At 38.6% G+C, this 17,337-nt stretch carries 16 protein-coding genes; 4 read left to right on the plus strand and 12 right to left on the minus strand.

Annotation, left to right across the window (positions count from 1 at the left end):
- Window positions 1–4: 4 nt before the first annotated feature.
- The 4 genes from BAZO_RS18780 to BAZO_RS18795 all read right to left on the minus strand — a co-directional run bounded on the left by BAZO_RS18780 (window position 5) and on the right by BAZO_RS18795 (window position 4,369).
- The gene (locus tag BAZO_RS18780) at window positions 5–1,171 is read right to left on the minus strand and encodes an ABC transporter permease (protein ID WP_003333034.1); all 1,167 of its coding nucleotides are present in this window, start codon (window positions 1,169–1,171) and stop codon (window positions 5–7) included.
- The gene (locus BAZO_RS18785; protein WP_003333035.1) at window positions 1,164–1,913 is read right to left on the minus strand and encodes an ABC transporter ATP-binding protein; all 750 of its coding nucleotides are present in this window, start codon (window positions 1,911–1,913) and stop codon (window positions 1,164–1,166) included. Before BAZO_RS18785 ends, BAZO_RS18780 begins: the two co-directional genes overlap by 8 nt.
- Window positions 1,910–3,094, minus strand: coding sequence for an HlyD family secretion protein (locus tag BAZO_RS18790; protein ID WP_003333036.1), 1,185 nt, complete (start codon window positions 3,092–3,094; stop codon window positions 1,910–1,912). Before BAZO_RS18790 ends, BAZO_RS18785 begins: the two co-directional genes overlap by 4 nt.
- Before the next feature lie 84 nt (window positions 3,095–3,178).
- Window positions 3,179–4,369: a M14 family metallopeptidase gene (locus BAZO_RS18795; protein WP_003333037.1), complete on the minus strand. Its 1,191-nt coding sequence runs from the start codon at window positions 4,367–4,369 to the stop codon at window positions 3,179–3,181.
- 177 nt (window positions 4,370–4,546) lie between these two features.
- Between BAZO_RS18795 and BAZO_RS18800 the strand changes: the two genes are divergently transcribed.
- Both BAZO_RS18800 and BAZO_RS18805 read left to right on the plus strand, forming a co-directional pair.
- Window positions 4,547–4,747, plus strand: a complete 201-nt coding sequence (locus tag BAZO_RS18800) for a cold-shock protein (RefSeq protein ID WP_003333038.1) — start codon at window positions 4,547–4,549, stop codon at window positions 4,745–4,747.
- A 130-nt stretch (window positions 4,748–4,877) separates the two neighbouring features.
- A complete protein-coding gene (locus BAZO_RS18805) occupies window positions 4,878–5,438 on the plus strand; it encodes an FAD-dependent oxidoreductase (protein WP_003333039.1) in 561 nt (186 codons plus the stop codon).
- 92 nt (window positions 5,439–5,530) lie between these two features.
- Here BAZO_RS18805 and BAZO_RS18810 read toward each other — a convergent pair whose 3' ends face one another.
- The 4 genes from BAZO_RS18810 to proI form a co-directional block, all read right to left on the minus strand.
- On the minus strand, window positions 5,531–5,791 hold the full coding sequence (locus BAZO_RS18810) for a YqkE family protein (protein ID WP_003333040.1): 261 nt from the start codon (window positions 5,789–5,791) through the stop codon (window positions 5,531–5,533).
- Between the two features lie 42 nt (window positions 5,792–5,833).
- Window positions 5,834–7,024 (minus strand): acetyl-CoA C-acetyltransferase, encoded by a 1,191-nt coding sequence (locus BAZO_RS18815; RefSeq protein ID WP_003333041.1) that lies wholly within the window; start codon window positions 7,022–7,024, stop codon window positions 5,834–5,836.
- Between the two features lie 134 nt (window positions 7,025–7,158).
- Window positions 7,159–8,418, minus strand: a complete 1,260-nt coding sequence (locus BAZO_RS18820; protein WP_003333042.1) for a Y-family DNA polymerase — start codon at window positions 8,416–8,418, stop codon at window positions 7,159–7,161.
- Between the two features lie 121 nt (window positions 8,419–8,539).
- The gene (gene proI / locus BAZO_RS18825; RefSeq protein ID WP_003333043.1) at window positions 8,540–9,403 is read right to left on the minus strand and encodes a pyrroline-5-carboxylate reductase ProI; all 864 of its coding nucleotides are present in this window, start codon (window positions 9,401–9,403) and stop codon (window positions 8,540–8,542) included.
- A 420-nt stretch (window positions 9,404–9,823) separates the two neighbouring features.
- On the opposite strand from proI, the gene BAZO_RS18830 reads away from it, so the two are divergent.
- Both BAZO_RS18830 and fabG read left to right on the plus strand, forming a co-directional pair.
- Window positions 9,824–10,618 carry an SDR family NAD(P)-dependent oxidoreductase gene (locus BAZO_RS18830; RefSeq protein WP_003333045.1) on the plus strand — a complete coding sequence of 265 codons (795 nt, stop codon included), beginning with the start codon at window positions 9,824–9,826 and terminating at the stop codon, window positions 10,616–10,618.
- Window positions 10,619–10,834: 216 nt separating this feature from the next.
- The gene (fabG, locus tag BAZO_RS18835) at window positions 10,835–11,575 is read left to right on the plus strand and encodes a 3-oxoacyl-ACP reductase FabG (RefSeq protein WP_003333046.1); all 741 of its coding nucleotides are present in this window, start codon (window positions 10,835–10,837) and stop codon (window positions 11,573–11,575) included.
- Between the two features lie 43 nt (window positions 11,576–11,618).
- Here the strand turns inward: fabG and BAZO_RS18840 are convergent, their stop codons facing one another.
- The 4 genes from BAZO_RS18840 to rnz all read right to left on the minus strand — a co-directional run bounded on the left by BAZO_RS18840 (window position 11,619) and on the right by rnz (window position 17,333).
- On the minus strand, window positions 11,619–13,919 hold the full coding sequence (locus BAZO_RS18840) for a thiamine pyrophosphate-dependent enzyme (RefSeq protein WP_003333047.1): 2,301 nt from the start codon (window positions 13,917–13,919) through the stop codon (window positions 11,619–11,621).
- Between the two features lies 1 nt (window position 13,920).
- On the minus strand, window positions 13,921–14,934 hold the full coding sequence (locus tag BAZO_RS18845) for a 2-oxoacid:acceptor oxidoreductase family protein (RefSeq protein ID WP_003333048.1): 1,014 nt from the start codon (window positions 14,932–14,934) through the stop codon (window positions 13,921–13,923).
- Window positions 14,935–15,366: 432 nt separating this feature from the next.
- Window positions 15,367–16,389 carry an NADPH dehydrogenase NamA gene (namA, locus tag BAZO_RS18850; protein ID WP_003333049.1) on the minus strand — a complete coding sequence of 341 codons (1,023 nt, stop codon included), beginning with the start codon at window positions 16,387–16,389 and terminating at the stop codon, window positions 15,367–15,369.
- A complete protein-coding gene (gene rnz, locus BAZO_RS18855) occupies window positions 16,389–17,333 on the minus strand; it encodes a ribonuclease Z (RefSeq protein ID WP_039957776.1) in 945 nt (314 codons plus the stop codon). The genes namA and rnz overlap by 1 nt, the downstream gene beginning before the upstream one ends.
- Between the last annotated feature and the right edge of the window lie 4 nt (window positions 17,334–17,337).

The raw sequence follows: 17,337 nt of genomic DNA on the forward strand, positions 1-17,337 counted from the left end.
TCTTTTACTCAATTTTCTTTTTAAATTTTAATGTTGCCAGTAAACAGATTAGGAAGGCAAAAACGGAAAGAATCACAGTTTCCTGCCATAAGGAGGCAAGTGTACTTTCTTTTAAGAATATCCCTCGTAATATTTCTAAAAAATAAGTTAACGGGATTATACCTCCAATCCACTGAATGAAAACAGGCATTGTTTCTCGTGGGAACATAAAGCCTGACAACAAAACACTTGGCAATATAAAGGCAAATGACATTTGCATCGCCTGAAGCTGTGTCTTGGCAACAGTAGAAATCAACATTCCAACGGCCAATGTTGTAATCAAAAATAAAAAACTAAGAGCGATCAATAGGGTAATGCTGCCTTTCACCGGCACCCCAAACCAACCGACACCCGTTACTAATACGATTGTAAAAGAAAATATCCCAATAAAGACATAGGGAAGCAGTTTGCCGAGCATTAATTCTACCGGCCGGATTGGTGTTACAACGAGCTGTTCCATCGTTCCTCTTTCTTTTTCACGGACGAGGGCAAAAGCGGTTAAAATAGCCGTCACATTTTGCATGATTAAGCCGATAAGAGCTGGGATATTAAAGATCAAACTCTCCATATTCGGGTTATATAAAACCCGCGGTAATATTTCGATCGGCTGTTCAATATTACTAAGCCCCCTTTTTTCCATAAGTTGTTCTTGAATCGCCAGTGATTCATGCTGGGTTAAGAGCTGGGCATTGCTTAAGGCAATTCTTGCAGCATTTGGATCTGTACCATCGATCAACAATTGAACAGAAGTGGTTTCATGCCGATCTAGCTTGGAACTATAATCCGGTGGAATCACAATCCCTGTCTTGGCTTTGCCATCATCAATTAAAGCTTGGATCTCGTCACCGCTATAGACAATCCAATCTATATCAAAATATTGAGTATTAGCAAAGCTTTGAACTAAATCACGGCTTGCTTCACTATTATCCTGGTCCCAAACGACAGTGGGCAGATGGTCAATATCCGTATTGACCGCGTAGCCAAATAATAAGAGCATCATTAAGGGCATTGCAATCGCAATAGCTAAGCTAGGAGGGTCACGACGAATTTGGATAAACTCTTTTATAAAGATCGAACGAAATCTTAAAAATGAAAAAGTAGTATTCAGCTTACGCTCTTTTCTCTCATCCATCGCTTTCACTTCCCGACTCGGCATTCGTCACAAATTGAATAAAAACATCCTCTAAATTATCTACGTGATAATGATCTTTGAGCTCTTGTGGTGTACCATTTCCGAGTAATCGCCCAAAAAATATAAAGCTAATATAATCACAGGTTTCTGCCTCATCCATATAATGGGTGCTGACTAATATCGTGATTCCTTGTTCTGAAAGCTGATGGATGACATCCCAGAAAATTCGTCTTGAAACAGGATCAACTCCCGCGGTTGGTTCATCTAATATCAACACTTCCGGTTCATGGAGCAAGGCACATGATAAAGCCAAGCGCTGCTTCCAACCTCCCGATAATTTTCCAGCCAGTTGTTTTTCTCTTCCTGTTAAGCCTGCCATTTCGACTAACTCTTTTTTCCGGTGAAGTGCTTTTGATGGGTCCAGTCCGTAAATACCTGCATAAAAATCAAGATTTTCAGATACGGTCAGCTCTTCATATAAACTGAACTTTTGCGACATATAGCCAATATGGTGTTTTATTTTTTCAGAATCCTTCCGGATATCATACCCTAAAACGGTTCCACTTCCAGACGTCGGATCCATCAGGCCACATAGCATTCGAATCGTAGTTGATTTGCCAGAACCATTTGGTCCTAAAAATCCGTAGATCGACCCCTTCGGAATACTCATTGAAATATTATCAACAGCCACCAAATTCCCGAATTTTTTTGTTAAGTTTTCACATGTAATGGCCATTATCATTTTCCCGTCTCCTTGTTAAGGAAGCGTATATCGGCCGGCATGCCTGGTTTTAGTTGCTCATATCCTTCTGTCGGCTCGACAATGACTTCAAACACCATTTTTGTTCGTTCCTCTGGTGTTTGCACATTTTTAGGAGTAAATTCGGCAGAGCTTGAAATATATGTAATTTTCCCGCTAAAAGCTTTATCCGGGTACGCATCGACGAAAATTTCAGTTTTGCCGTTAAGCTCTACTTCATTCAATCTCGTTTCAGGAACATAAACCTTAACTTTAAGTTTATTTTGATCCAGCAAAGTGTACATTTGAAAATTAGCCGTGACAACTTCACCTACTGAAATATTTCTTCTTAAGACGACACCATCGATTGGTGCCATAACGTTTGTTTTATCAAGCTGAATTTGAATTTGCTCTTGTTTTGCTTCCGCTTGGTCGAGTTGGCTGGCCAATTTTAAAATTGTATGGTTTGTCGCCCCTTCCTGTTGAAGACTAAGCTGGGCCTGTTGTAGTTTACTATTAGCTTGCAGTTCTTTAATTTGGTTTTCGTATGTGCTTTGATCTTTTTTGGCCATATCATATAAAGATTCTACTTCCTTAAGCTTTGCTTTAAGTTGATTTACAGATGATGCAGCCTTATTTACCTGTTCTTCCTGCACTTTTAGTTCGTTTTCGGAAGCCGCTCCATTTTTATATAATTTTTCAATTTTTATCAATTGGTCTTTATAAAATAATTCTGTTTCTTCTGCGGATTTAAGCTGTGCTTTTATTTGATCGATATTTGCTTTTCTTTGAATTAACAAATCATTTAATTTTGATAACTGTATATTTACGCTATCAATCTTCACATCATTTTGCTCAAGCAGCGATAATGTTTTTTTAATTTCTTGATTACGAGTACCCGCTTTTACCTCATCAAGAGCCGCTTTTGCCGCTTGAACACCCGCTTTAGCTTCCTTCATTTGCGCTCTTATTAAGCGGTCATCAATTTGAACCAATGATTGTCCTTTTGTTACTGTATCACCCTCATCCGCTAAAAAGGCTTGTACAGGTCCTGTTACTTCAGCTAAAATCGGGATTTCTTCTCCCTCAATTGTACCGGAATACATCTGTTCCTCATTAGCTGAAAAAGCCGTTATTAAAAAAAATAAAGCTATGATTACAATAATCGAAGGTATTTTTCTCATTTGTGCAATGCTCCTTTCAAAAAAAATGCTACCTACCCATATCAGTAGTGTAGCACTTCGTTTTAAAAGGAAACATGATTTTTTTTACATATATAATCCAGCTAAAAAAATTCCGAGCGTTTCTTCATAAATTTCATTAAATTGGGAGAGTGGAAGCGGGTTTACACCGGACCCGAGTTCAACCGTAAAACCTGGCCGACGCCAATCTTGAATAAACCAATCTTTATATCCAGCATAACTGTCAACGGTTCGCACTGGTGTATATCCACTTACTCTGGCAAATTCATTGACAATAGTCTCAGCTTCAGGAGGTTCCAGGTTTTCAAAGCCCCAATAAATAACTTCCCCTTGGGTATGGAAAGCTAATACACGGTTAAAGTTCTTTCTTCGTGTTAATTCTGCCATGGCAATTGATTCCGGCTCTGATAATGGTTTTTCTCCTGGAAAATCCCTTGGTGCAGGCGCTTGCTCCCGTCTTTCTTTTTCAATCTCCCATTTGGCCGGAAATTGATCATTTAAATCGACACCACGAATATTGGCCTTCCATCCGGAAAAGTTACGGCTACCTCTGTTTATCTCTACAACCCTGCTTCTCCAAGGCTCCTCACTTGGTGGACCATTTAACACTAAATTTACACCATCCGGATTCACCATCGGTACAATGGAAAGGGAAACCTGTTGATAATACGGCAACATATATAAACCGCGGATTGGCGTTTGATTTGTCAAGGCTAATAAGTAATCATTTAAAAACGTCATGACTACAGGAGTTGTAATCCATTCATTCGCATGAAAAGAAGCATTATAATGAACCTTTTTATTTCCTCCGCCGATGTTGACTTCAGGAATAGCCCGGTTAAGTACTGTACGACCAATGGATGGGATGGTGATAAAAGGATAAATGCTCTTCAAGCGAACTAGATTTTCCATCATTAAATCATAACTGTAATTTTGCCGCCCTTCGACAACCCGCCAAATAATTCGTAATGGCACTCTTACCGTTTGACCAATCCGAAGTGCCCCGGGGTTTATATTCGGATTGACTAAAAGTAGGCTTTCTAATGATAAATTTCGTCTTTGGGCAATCGCCCATAATGTATCTCCAGCTCTTATTTGATAATTTGTAACGACAAATCCGGGAATTTTTATCGTTTGACCAATGTGAAGTTGATTAGCAGGAATTTCACGGTTGGAATCAAGAATAAGTTGGAGAGGTAGCTGGAACAATTGACTGTATTTCCAATAGGAGTCACCTTGTCTTACAACTATGTCCATCAAAAACACACCCTCTCATTTTTAAATAATCATTCAATATACATTTCTATGAGTGTTTCTAAGACAATATTCGAAAACTATCTTTTAATGGTTTTAAAAAAAATTTACTGGACATAATAAGAAGGCAAGTGTATTTTTGCACTTTTTATTTCTTACAATTTAGGAGGCAACAAAAAAATGGAACATGGTAAAGTAAAATGGTTTAACAGTGAGAAAGGCTTCGGATTTATAGAACGTGAAGGTGGCGAGGATGTATTCGTTCACTTTTCTGCTATACAGGGAGAAGGCTTTAAAACATTGGATGAAGGTCAAGAAGTAACCTTCGAAATTGAAAATGGACAGCGCGGTCCGCAAGCAACAAATGTTCAAAAAGTCTAAGATAAATGGCTGTCTTTTGGGACAGCTTTTTTTTATGAAAGAATAGGACTTTTTATTTTACATTAAAAATTATTTAATTTAAAATACTAATTAATAACAATTATAAATTACCAAAAGGAGGAATTTGAATATGTATGATATTATTGTTGTCGGAGCAGGACCTGCTGGAGGTAGTGCAGCATTATTTGCAGCAAAATCAGGCAAAAAAACATTAATTATTGATAATGACAAAAGTATTACTAAACGTGCTTGGATGGAAAACCACTATGGTGTAAAGGAAATTTCAGGACCAGATCTTGTGGAGGTTGGAAAACAACAGGCAGCTAAATTTGGTGCTGAAATTATCACTGATACCGTTGTAAACATTGTGAAATCTGATTCTGGTGTAACTGTAGAAACAGAAAATCAAAAATATGAAGGTACACATGTAATCTTAGCAACCGGTATGCTTGTAGATGTTGCTGAAAAATCCGGCATCAAGACTGTTCCCGGTACAGAGCCACGTGTTAAATCTATAATTGAAGTCGATGCACAAGGTAAAACAAATGTGGACGGTGTTTGGGCTGCTGGTACGGTTGCGGGCGTGAGCATGCACACAATCATCACTGCTGGTGACGGTGCTAAAGTTGCCATCAACATTATTAGTGAATTAAACGGTGAGCGCTACGTTGACCACGATATTCTTAAATAGAAAAGCGGAAGTGCCCGTTTAGAGAAGTTTACGAGTCGCTGGGCGCTGAAGCTAGACATCTAGAAATAAAAAAGACGGGGCTCCCGTCTTTTTTATTTAAACTTTTTCCAATCTAGGTTACTTTCATTAAAAAGATCTTCAAACGACTTATTTTTTTCGCGTTGTTTCCGCTCTAGCCGTTTTTGCTCTTCCTCTAATTCTTGCTGTTTCTTTGCTTCCATTTTTAATTCTGATTGTTTTTCTTTTAACTTCGCAAATACATTTTGATCTAAATGATCAAGTATACTAATCTTATCTTGTTGTTCATTTTTTTGATTTTTTTGCTTTTGATTTTGCACTTTCTTTTTTGCCATGATTATCACCTCTAGGACAAATTATATCATGGCTTAAGCAGATTATTCTACATTCTCAATGATTGTAGCTACACCTTGGCCGCCGCCGATGCATAATGTTGCTAAGCCGTAACGGTCGCCGCGGCGCTTTAATTCATGAATTAAACTTACTAGAATTCGTGCACCGCTTGCTCCGATTGGGTGTCCAAGAGCAATTGCTCCACCATTTACATTTAAGATATCTTTGTTAAATTGAAGCTCACGGTCAACAGCAAGTGATTGTGCAGCAAACGCTTCATTAGCTTCAATTAAGTTAATGTCGCCTAATCCAAGACCTGTCTTCTCAAGCACTTTTTTAACAGCTTGTACTGGTCCAATTCCCATAATGCTTGGGTCTACACCAGCACTTGCATTACCGCGGATGACTACAAGCGGCTTAATACCAAGGCTTTCAGCTTTTTCACGGCACATTAATACAAATGCAGCTGCCCCGTCATTAATACCTGATGCGTTTCCAGCAGTAACTGATCCATCTTTTTTGAAAGCTGGACGAAGTTTCCCTAATTTTTCAGCTGTTGTACCAGCTTTTACATATTCGTCTGTGTCAAAAATAACAGGCTCACCTTTACGTTGTGGAATTTCAACTGGTACGATCTCGTCTTTAAATTTTCCTGCTTCAATCGCTGCTGCAGCTCTTTGTTGGCTTCTTGCAGAGAATTCATCTTGTTCTTCACGAGTGATTCCATATTTTTCACATAGGTTTTCAGCAGTCACACCCATATGGTAATCATTAAATGCACACCATAATCCGTCATTGATCATGCTGTCGACAACTTTTTGATCGCCCATGCGGTAGCCATCACGGGCATTCTTTAATAAATACGGTGCTTGACTCATATTTTCGAATCCACCAGCGACAACAATATCAGCGTCGCCAACCATAATTGCTTGTGTAGCTAAGTGAACAGCTTTTAATCCTGAGCCGCATACTTTGTTAATTGTCATTGCTGCTGTTTCTTGCGGTAATTCAGCAAAAATCGAAGCTTGTCTCGCTGGATTTTGTCCTAAGCCCGCTTGCAGAACATTTCCCATAATGACCTCATCGACTTGATCAGCTTGTACATCTGCACGCTTTAACGCCTCTTTAATTACGATTGCTCCAAGCTTAGGAGCAGAAATATCCTTCAAGCTTCCCGCAAAACTGCCAATTCCTGTTCTTACTGCACTTACAATTACAACGTCTTTTAATGTCAACCTAATTTCCCCCTTGTCCTTAGTACATCTTATGTATGTACATCTCATCTATAATTTTCGCAATCAGGGGGATATTCTCCTTTTTTTTAAAAAGAATTTCTTTCGCAAAATTCCAACAATTATCGTCACTTTTTTTACGCCCTATGTCCACCTACAAGCTTATTACGATGGCGTGATGTTCCCGCTTTTGTATAAGAAACTGCACGCAAAATCGCATTCGGACCATGCTTTTTACGGATGGCATCCATCACATATCCTAGTTCTCGTTCCTTCACTTTGTTTTCTTCAAATAAACTAAGCTGAAGCTGTTCATCATCACAAACATTGGATAATGTTATCGAAATTTGACGTACTGTGCTGTTATTGAAATTTTCGTCGAATAATTGTACGCACGTTCGGTAAATATCCATTGTAATATTCGTTGGTTCAGGTATCGTTCTTGAGCGCTGGAAACCACCGCCGCCTTCATCCTTGCTATTCCCTATACTTAAGCTGATGGTCTTGCCGCATTTTTTGGCATTTCGAGCTCGTCTTGCCACCTCTTCACACATCTCTAATATCACATGCTTTACTTCTTTTGGATCTTCATAGTCCCGCATTAATATTTGACCCTTACCAAAGCTGAGCTGCCCCTGAATAACGGGTGCTCCTAGTTCCGAAAAATCAATGCCATGGGCATGATAATACAGCTGATTTCCCATAATCCCAAACTTTTTTTCAAGCAAGGCCAGAGGATAATTGGCAAGCTGCCCTACAGTCATAATCCCCATTCGATTTAATGTACGCTCTAAGCGGGAGCCGATTCCCCACATTTTACTTAAGGGACTAATATTCCAAAGCTTTGTTTTCACATCCTCATATGTCCATTTTGCAATTCCGGACTTTTTCGCTTCAAGATCTAAACAAAGCTTCGAAAGCAGCATGTTTGGACCAATGCCGATTGCACACGGCAAATTAAATTGTTGTTTAATTGCTTCTCTTATCTTTTCGGCTGTTTCCTGCGTACTTCCCCATAATCGTTCTGTCCCATCTATTTTCAAAAAGCTTTCATCAATGCTGTACATATGGATGCATTCCTTTGGCACAAACTGATTAAAAAGTTTCGTAATCTCAGTTGATGTTTTTAAAAACGTTCCCATCTTGGTATTTACAATTTTTATACGAGGATCATTGGGAATTTCAAACAAGCGGTTCCCTGTTTTAATTCCAAACTCAGATTTCATTTTGGGAGAGGAAGCAAGGACAATGCTTCCTTCCCGGTCCGTATCTCCAATTACCGCCAAATAACATGTTACTGGATCTAATCCAAGCTGCACGGCAGCACAGCTTGCAAAAAAGCTTTTCATATCTATACACAAAATTTCATGGTGCGGAACTGTTGAATAAGAAATCATGCGCATCCCTCCACATAAAAAAGAACCTATGTTCTGTTTTATATTATAAAGAATGTATGTTCTTATTTCAACTAAAAAATACCCACTAACCTTTAAACATGGATTAGTGGGTGTTCATAACTTAGGCACTCGCACTTTTTGCGATTGTTTCATTCATTTTATTTTCTATTTCAATTCCCATTTCCGCTGAGCGGGCTGCGGCGCGTTCGATACATTGGATCATCGCTTCTTGATATTTATATTGCTCTAGTACCTTTAAACCGGCTTCTGTTGTTCCCCCTGCACTCATTATTTCTTTTCTAAGTGTTGATGGATGCTTCGGAGATGATTTTAACATTTCAGCTGCTCCAATAATCGTTTGTAGAATCAGCTCTTTGCTCACATCTTTTGCTAAACCTAAATCTACAGCAGCTTTTTCCATTGCTTCAACTAGATAATACACATAAGCCGGTCCGCTTCCTGAAAGACCTGTTACCGCATGAAGATCCTCTTCATTAACCTTTGACACCGTTCCAATTGTTAAAAACAAAGTTTCTGCAATCGTTTCATGCAAATCATCAGCATAGGTACCCTTAGATATTGCTGTGGCTGAATAACCAATGGTCGCTGAAGTGTTTGGCATTGCCCGAATAATTGCGATATTCAACCCTAATAATTCTTCCATGCTTTTTGTTGAGACACCAGCAATCACTGAAATTAACATTTGTTTTTCGGAAACGAAAGGCTTAATTCCTTCCAGCGCTGTCGTTACATCCTTTGGCTTCATCGCCAAAATAATCACGCCGGCATTTTTAATCGCTTCCCCTTGATCATGTGTTACGACCACTCCGTATTGCTCTTTGAAATAATCTAATCTTTCTTTATTTGAACGGTTTGTTACGATCAGTTGCTCCTTTTCAAATAGTTCGCTGTTTAACATCCCAGACACCATTGCCTCTGCCATTGAACCTGCACCAATAAAGGCGTAAGTTAATTTTTTATTCATTTATGTTCCCTCCCGTAAAAATTCAATTAAAAAAGACCTTTCTATCCTTTTATAAAAAGGACGGAAAGGTCTTAAATCCGCGGTACCACCTTCATTGACAATAAGAAAAATACGTTTATATCTGCTACACTTTTCTTATTATCCTCTCAATGCTCGTATCGTGAGCAAGACGATTAGGTTTCCCTAATGGCTCAAGGGTAGGTTCAAATTGCATCCTGCTGTGAAGTCTCTCAGCCTTTGAACTTCACTCTCTTTTGCGATTACATACTCTACTGATCCCTGTCAACGCCAGTTCCATTTTTTTATACTTTTTAAAATATTATGCATGTTATAAATACTTATGTCAAGAGCTGTGTTCTGTTTAATTTTTCCACTATTATGATAATATAGTTACAGAACAAGATGTTATGCGGAGGGAATATGGAGAAAAAACTATTAAACAAAAACATTGTCATTACTGGTGCATCTTCCGGTATTGGAGAAAAAGTAGCGATCTTGTCAGCGGAACTTGGAGCTCGGCCAATACTTTTAGCAAGATCTACTGAAAAATTAAAGGAAATCTGTGAAATAATTAAACAAAAAACAGAAAAGGAATGTATTTATTATACACTTGATGTCAGTGATTTTGAACAAGTAAAGGCCGTTTTTAATAAGATATATGAAGAAGTTGGTCAAATCGACATCCTATTGAATAACGCCGGTTTTGGAATATTTGAATCATTACAGGAAGCAAATATCGATGAAATTAGGCGAATGTTCGAAGTGAATGTATTAGGCTTAATTGCCTGTACAAAGGAAGTCATCCCTTCTATGCTTGACAACAATAGTGGTCATATTATCAATATTGCCTCCCAAGCAGGGAAAGTTGGAAGCGCGAAATCAAGTGGGTATTCAGCAACCAAGCATGCGGTCTTAGGGTTTACCAATAGTCTCAGATTAGAGCTGTTTCAAACTAATATTATTATTTCAGCAGTAAATCCCGGACCGATCGAAACTAACTTTTTCAGCATAGCTGACAAATCGGGAAATTATCTTAAAAATGCAAAAAAATTTATGCTGAAATCCGATTTTGTAGCAGAACAAATTGTCAAATTAATGATTCATCCGAAACGGGAACTAAACCTTCCTAAATGGATGAACACTGCCAGTATTTTTTATCATATTTTTCCTGGCTTTCTTGATAAACTGCTTGGCAAGATATTTAATATGAAATAATATTCCGCCATAAGTGCGGTTTTTTTATTAACTTCGCAGATATGTGAATTTTACAGATATATTTTTAATACAGATAAGTATAGACAAAAACATTTTTACTACACTGATAATATAATGGTATTAGAGGTAGTTTTTCGAGCAAGCTCGAAAAACTCTGGGCGCAAACACGCCAAGGCGCACTTGATATTTTACTTCTTAGAGCAGGGGGAGAGATATGTGAGATTAAATGATAAGGTGGCCATTGTAACCGGTGGGGCAAATGGCATTGGCAGAAAAACCGTCCATCGCTTTGCAGCTGAAGGAGCCAAGGTTGTCATTGCAGATTTTAATGAAGAAGAAGGGCAGAAGGTTGTACAGGAGGTTCTTGATCAAAGTGGGACCGCCCTATATGTTAAGGTTGATGTTGCCAACCATGAAAGCACACAAAACATGGTTCAAACAACTTTAAATCGCTTCGGGAAAATTGATATCCTTATAAATAATGCTGGGATTACAAGTGATGGCCTTTTAACGAAGCTTACTGAGGAATCATGGCAAAAGGTTATTAATGTAAATTTAACAGGAGTATTCAACTGTACAAAGGCAGTTATACCATCCATGCTTGAAAACGGCTCAGGAAGGATTATTAATACATCCTCTGTTTCCGGCGTGTACGGGAATTTTGGTCAAACCAATTATGCTGCCGCTAAAGCTGGTGTGCTTGGGATGACAAGAACATGGGCAAAAGAATTAGGTGGAAAAGGGATTACTGTAAACGCTGTTGCTCCAGGATTTTGCGATACAAGTATGACGCAACAAGTCCCGGAAAAAGTAATCCAAAAAATCATTCAACAAATACCACTAAAACGGCTCGGAAAACCGGAGGATATCGCTAACGCTTATTTATACCTAGCCTCAGATGAAGCCTCCTACGTAAATGGTACCGTTCTTCATGTTGATGGAGGAATTGTCATGTAGGAAAAAATCGCCCCAAATTTATTTTTGGGGCGATTTTTTGTTCTTATAGATATGGGTTTTCGTGTCTTGCTTTTAGGCGATTCCAGCGACGATCAATTTCGCGCTCGAATTCTTTATACATGTCAGCATTTTCAGGTTTTAATAAATGCTTTGTTTTACCCATGTATTTTAACCATTCAGAAAGCTCAACTGTTTTACCTTTATCCTCTGGATTGTAAGTGATCGTAGTTTCACCACGTTCCATCTCATAAAGAGGGAAGAAGTTACAGTTAACGGCTGCTTCCATAATTGTACCGCCATAACGGTCTTCTGATTTCCAGTTTAATGGACAAGTAATTAAAATCTTACCGTAAGCCATTCCTTCGTTTTGTGCATACCATTGTGCTTTAGCTGCTTTTTTCACTAAGTCTTGAGGGAATGCCTCAGTACCAGTGAAGATATAAGGAATGTTTGTTGCTGCCATAATTTGAGCAGTATCCTTATGGTGGAACGCTTTACCTTGTTGTGTTTTACCAACGTTTGTTGTACTTGTCATGTGACCGAATGGTGTTGAGTATGACATCTGAGAACCAGTGTTCATGTAACCTTCGTTATCATATTCTAGAATAATAAGCTTATGATTACGGTTAGCAGTACCAATCGCTGAACCCATACCGATATCCATACCGCCGTCACCAGTAATCATAACAAATGTTACATCATCATCAAATTCAATTTCACCACGGCGTCTCATTTCATAGAATGCTTCTACTGTTCCTGATAATGTCGCAGGACCATTTTGGAACAGGTTGTGCATCATTGGCTGTTTGTGTGAAGTATACGGATAGCCTGTTGTTGTAACATAGCCACAGCCAGTTTGGAATAATGTAATAACGTCGCCTTCAATACCTTTGAAGAATAGTTCAAGTCCTGGGAAGATACCGCAACCTGGGCATGCTCCATGACCTGATCCTAGACGCTTAGGCTTAGTTGTCAATTGACGTAATGGCGGAATTTTTACTTTTAATTTATTTGTTTCAGGATCTGGTGTAACTTCGATTAAACCAGTTTTGAAATCATCACCATGCATTGGTTTGATCGCAGGTTTCATCTTATTTTCTGGCTTTCCCGGGTTAACACCAAAATAGTCAAATGGCTTTTCAGCATAGCCTTTTTCCATAGCATCGATTGCTAATTCATACATTTGGATTGCTTCATCTGTAAAGAAGTCTTTACCACCAATACCATATACACGGCTTAGTACAATTGTTTTATTTTCTTTATCATCTTGAAGTGCAGACTTAATTTCATGAGTCATGTTCGCACCATTACCACCATATGAATCAGCGCGTTCACCAACTAGTAACGCCTTCACATTTTTAAGTGCTTTGCGAAGTTCGTCAGCTGGGAATGGACGAATAATATTCGGGCTAACAACACCAGCTTTGATACCTTTAGCACGTAGTCTGTCAACTGCGTCTTTTGCAGTTTCTGCTGCTGAGTTGATAAGGAATAATGCTACTTCTGCATCTTCCATTTTATACGTATTTAATACTTCATATTTACGTCCAGAAAGTGCTGCATATTCTTCAGCCACTTGCTTGTAAACATCATAGGCTCTGTATAAAGCTTCAGACTGCTGATAATTATTGTTCATTAAATCATGGCCGTCCATATGAGCACCAATTGTAACCGGGTTACGTGGGTCAACGACAACAGGATATTCTGTTGGACGCTCACCAACGAATTGTTGAACTACTTTACGATCCGCAAAATAGTCCACTTTACGTTTTTGGTGTGATGTAAAGAAGCCATCATAAGCAACAATAACGGGTAGACGTACATCTGAGTGTTCAGCAATTTTAAGCGCCATGATATTCATATCATAAACTGCTTGTGGTGTAGGAGCTGTTAAAATAACCCAGCCAATATTCAAACCAAAGTATAAGTCTGAATGGTCACCACGGATATCTAATGGACCACTAATTGCACGAGTTACTAGATTCATAACCATTGGAAAACGTGTACCTGATTGAACTGGAAGCTGCTCAAGCATGTACATAAATCCGTTCGCACTAGTCGCGTTAAATACACGGGCACCGGCAACAGCAGCACCGTAACAAATACCAGCTGAACCATGTTCACCATCGGCAGCGATTAATTTAATGTCATGTTCACCGCGCGCCTTCATTTGGTCCAAGAATTGTGCAACCTCTGTTGATGGTGTTATTGGGAAGTAACCCATTAAATGATAATTTATTTGTGCTGCAGCCATCGCAGCCATTTCATTACCAGATTCAAATGTTGTGATTTGTTCGCACTTTTTATTATTTGCATTTTGCAATTCTTTTTCGATCATTGCCATCTTACATCACCCCTTCTAGTACTCTAGGAAAACGTTGCGCTACACGATGATCATCGGCATAGCCAAGTGCTTCACGCATATCAAGTAATGCTTCAGTAGGACAAGCCTCAACACATTTTAGGCAGCCTTTACAATATTGATAATCGATCCCTTTTAAGAACATTTGCTTACGACCACGCTTGTCCTCCTCTTCTTCCCAAACGAAGCAGAAATCAGGACAAACTGTATCACATTGTGCACAGTTAATACATTTTTCCATTTTGAATTCTGGTAAGAATCCTTGACGTGAACCACTTAAATCTTTGAAAATACTATTTGCTTGTGCTGTGATAATACCACCGATTAATTGTGTTTCATACCCCAACATTGGTTCCGGCATTTTATATGCTTTACCTTCAGCACCTTCTGGAACCTTATACTCTTTAAATTGAACACTCTCATATCCACGTTCAAATGTACGGATATTGGGCTCAACTAGATGCGGATATTTCTTTTCAAAAGTTCTACGAATAACGGCTTTCATAGCCTCAGGGTCTAAGAAATCACAAATACGGAATAATGCACCTAACATCGCCGTGTTTACTTTCGTCTTTTCTTCAACGGCTATTCCTAACCCATCTACAATAGCAAGCGTTCCATATTCAAGTTTTAAATCTTTTTTTACATCATCAAAATCACGAGTTGAGTTTACAAGCACAATACCATCCGCATGTAATCCGCTAACTACGTCGATTGTTTTATATAAAGCCTCATGGAACACACCAACAACATGCGGCTGCATGATCGGACTGTGGTCACGAATTTCTGTATCCGCATCGCAATAACGGATGAAGCTTTTTACTGGTGATCCTTTTTTCTCTGAACCATAGGATGAAAAGTTTGATCCATTTAATCCTAATCCAAGGACGCCAGCCTCTGCTAACATTTTTCCAGCTAGGTTTGCACCTAGTCCTCCAATAGATTCTAGTCGTATTTCAAAGAAGCCTAATTCATTCTTCTTAGGTAAAATTGACATTACTATTTCCCCCCTCAGGAAAAATCACTAAAATGATTACTAGATTGATTATATATTTTATTATACATGATTTCCGTGATTAATGTTACACCTTTTTCGAAAAAATTTATGATACACTAATATCATATTCCAAAAATAGCTTAATATGACAGTGTTTTTTGTTATTATTTACATATGTTACAGTGTTTGTTTTGTATTATAACAGAATTAAATAGTTGTTTAAAAATGGTACCTTTTAACAATTAAATTCCGGATTTAATTTTATTACAATAGTAATCGCGCGGATGAACCGCTTACAAAACAATTGGTGATGGCTGGAAAGTGAATCACATTTATTTTTTTACGATTATTTTAATCTGTTTCATTGGTGTGTTAATAATATAGAAAATATTCAATCTTTTGCTGTGCAAAAAAAAGAGACAAGCTTATAGTTTAAAGCCAGCCTCTGTCATATTGTTTTGGTGCTTCAAGTGGAGCATTTAATTGTTTTGCTGCAACATAAGGCCAATATGGATTTCTTAAAAGTTCCCTTGCCAAAAAAACAAGATCTGCTCTACCACTTTTTAATATTTCTTCAGCATGAAGACTGGATGTAATTAAACCAACAGCACCTGTATAGATCCCTATATTGCTTTTTATTTTATCCGCAAATTGCACTTGATACCCCGGATACACGTCAATTTTTGCATCCGGTATTAAGCCACCGGAACTGCAATCTATTAAATCAACGCCCTGTTTTTTCATTTCCTTCGCATATTCGTAATAGTTTTCAACTGTTAAACCTTCGGGATGATAATCTGAAGCTGAAATTCGAACAAATAAAGGTCCATCCCATTCTTGTTTCACCGCTTCGATTACTTCCTTTAAGAGACGATAACGATTTTCCGGTGATGACCCATATTCATCGTTCCTTTTATTAGTTAACGGTGAAAGGAATTCATGAAGTAAATATCCGTGAGCCGCATGAATTTCGATTGCATCAAAGCCTGCCTGTTTCACACGGCGGGCGGCCGCTTGAAAGGCTGTAATCGTATCTTTAATATCTGCTTCAGTCATTTCCTTTGGTGTTTTTATTTTCTCATTAAAAGGAATAGCTGAAGGAGCCAAAATTTCACCATCCACAGTTGCTTTTCTGCCAGCATGCTGTAATTGGATTCCTACCTTTGCTCCATGTTCATGACAGCGGTCAACAATTGTTTTTAATCCTTCAATCTGTTCATCCTCCCAAATTCCGAGGTCATGCTTTGAAATTCTACCTTGCGCTGTAACTGCCGTTGCCTCAACGATGATTAGCCCCACTTGTCCAATAGCTCGACTAGTATAATGGGTGATGTGAAAGTTTTGCACCTTTCCATCTTCCATATGTGAGGAATACATACACATCGGTGACATGACAATTCTATTTTTGAACGTCGTATTTTTAATTGTAAATGAAGAAAAAAGTGCTGTAGTCATTATAGAAATTCCCCTTCCGTCTGTTTTCTATTAACTTGAAGCTTATAAAAATCATGAGCAATACTAACATTTGAAAATACTTCCTGGGCCTCTTCTAATAAGGCATCTATGTCATTTCCTTGGTACCGGGAACTAATATGAGTTAAAACGAGCGCTTTGGCCTTTGCTTCCTTGGCAACCCGAGCTGCGCCGATCGTCGTTGAATGGAAATAATCATAAGCAATCGCTTCATCCTCTTTCCCAAAGGTAGCTTCATGCACAAGCAAATCCACATCATCTGCAAGCTCTATCGCTTTTTGATTGAAGCGTGTATCCCCTAAAATCGCAAGCTTTCTACCAGGTTTATCCGGACCAACGAAATCCACACCATTGATTTTCGTTCCATCTTCTAATAATATTTCCCCGCCAGCTTTTATCTTTTGATAAATTGGACCAGGTGAAATTCCCAGCTTTTTCAGTTTATCTACTTCGAGTGCTCCTTTTAGATCCTTTTCAACAATACGATAGCCGTAGCTTGTGATTCCGTGTTCCAGCTTTCCTGCTGTAACGATGAATTGATGATCCTCAAAAATAACCCCATCTTCAATCTCAACAATTTCAATTGGATATTTTAAATGGGTAGCACTTATGCGTAGAGATACTTCCACATATTCCTTAATTCCCCTTGGCCCATAAATCGTTAATAAGGATGTCCCATCTTGAAATGATCGACTGCCTAACAGACCAGGTAGACCAAAAACATGATCACCATGTAAATGGGTAATAAATATTTTTTCAATTTTACGTGGTTTAATCGTTGTATGTAAAATTTGGTGCTGGGTTGCTTCCCCACAATCGAACAGCCAGGTTGTTCCTCTTTCCTGCGCGAGGTCGAACGCGATCGCCGATACATTTCGTTCCTTCGCAGGGACACCCGCGCCCGTGCCCAAAAATGTTAACTCCAAATTC

This window comes from Schinkia azotoformans LMG 9581 (assembly GCF_000307855.1).
Lineage (GTDB): Bacteria > Bacillota > Bacilli > Bacillales > Bacillaceae_J > Schinkia > Schinkia azotoformans.

Coding starts and splice junctions, on each gene's coding strand:
- BAZO_RS18785 (WP_003333035.1), bottom strand. CDS start 1,913: ATGATAATGGCCATTACATGTGAAAACTTAACAAAAAAATTCGGGAAT.
- BAZO_RS18790 (WP_003333036.1), bottom strand. CDS start 3,094: ATGAGAAAAATACCTTCGATTATTGTAATCATAGCTTTATTTTTTTTA.
- BAZO_RS18780 (WP_003333034.1), bottom strand. CDS start 1,171: ATGGATGAGAGAAAAGAGCGTAAGCTGAATACTACTTTTTCATTTTTA.
- BAZO_RS18830 (WP_003333045.1), top strand. CDS start 9,824: ATGGAGAAAAAACTATTAAACAAAAACATTGTCATTACTGGTGCATCT.
- BAZO_RS18805 (WP_003333039.1), top strand. CDS start 4,878: ATGTATGATATTATTGTTGTCGGAGCAGGACCTGCTGGAGGTAGTGCA.
- namA (WP_003333049.1), bottom strand. CDS start 16,389: ATGACTACAGCACTTTTTTCTTCATTTACAATTAAAAATACGACGTTC.
- BAZO_RS18840 (WP_003333047.1), bottom strand. CDS start 13,919: ATGGCAATGATCGAAAAAGAATTGCAAAATGCAAATAATAAAAAGTGC.
- BAZO_RS18800 (WP_003333038.1), top strand. CDS start 4,547: ATGGAACATGGTAAAGTAAAATGGTTTAACAGTGAGAAAGGCTTCGGA.
- BAZO_RS18820 (WP_003333042.1), bottom strand. CDS start 8,418: ATGATTTCTTATTCAACAGTTCCGCACCATGAAATTTTGTGTATAGAT.
- BAZO_RS18810 (WP_003333040.1), bottom strand. CDS start 5,791: ATGGCAAAAAAGAAAGTGCAAAATCAAAAGCAAAAAAATCAAAAAAAT.
- BAZO_RS18795 (WP_003333037.1), bottom strand. CDS start 4,369: ATGGACATAGTTGTAAGACAAGGTGACTCCTATTGGAAATACAGTCAA.
- proI (WP_003333043.1), bottom strand. CDS start 9,403: ATGAATAAAAAATTAACTTACGCCTTTATTGGTGCAGGTTCAATGGCA.
- BAZO_RS18845 (WP_003333048.1), bottom strand. CDS start 14,934: ATGTCAATTTTACCTAAGAAGAATGAATTAGGCTTCTTTGAAATACGA.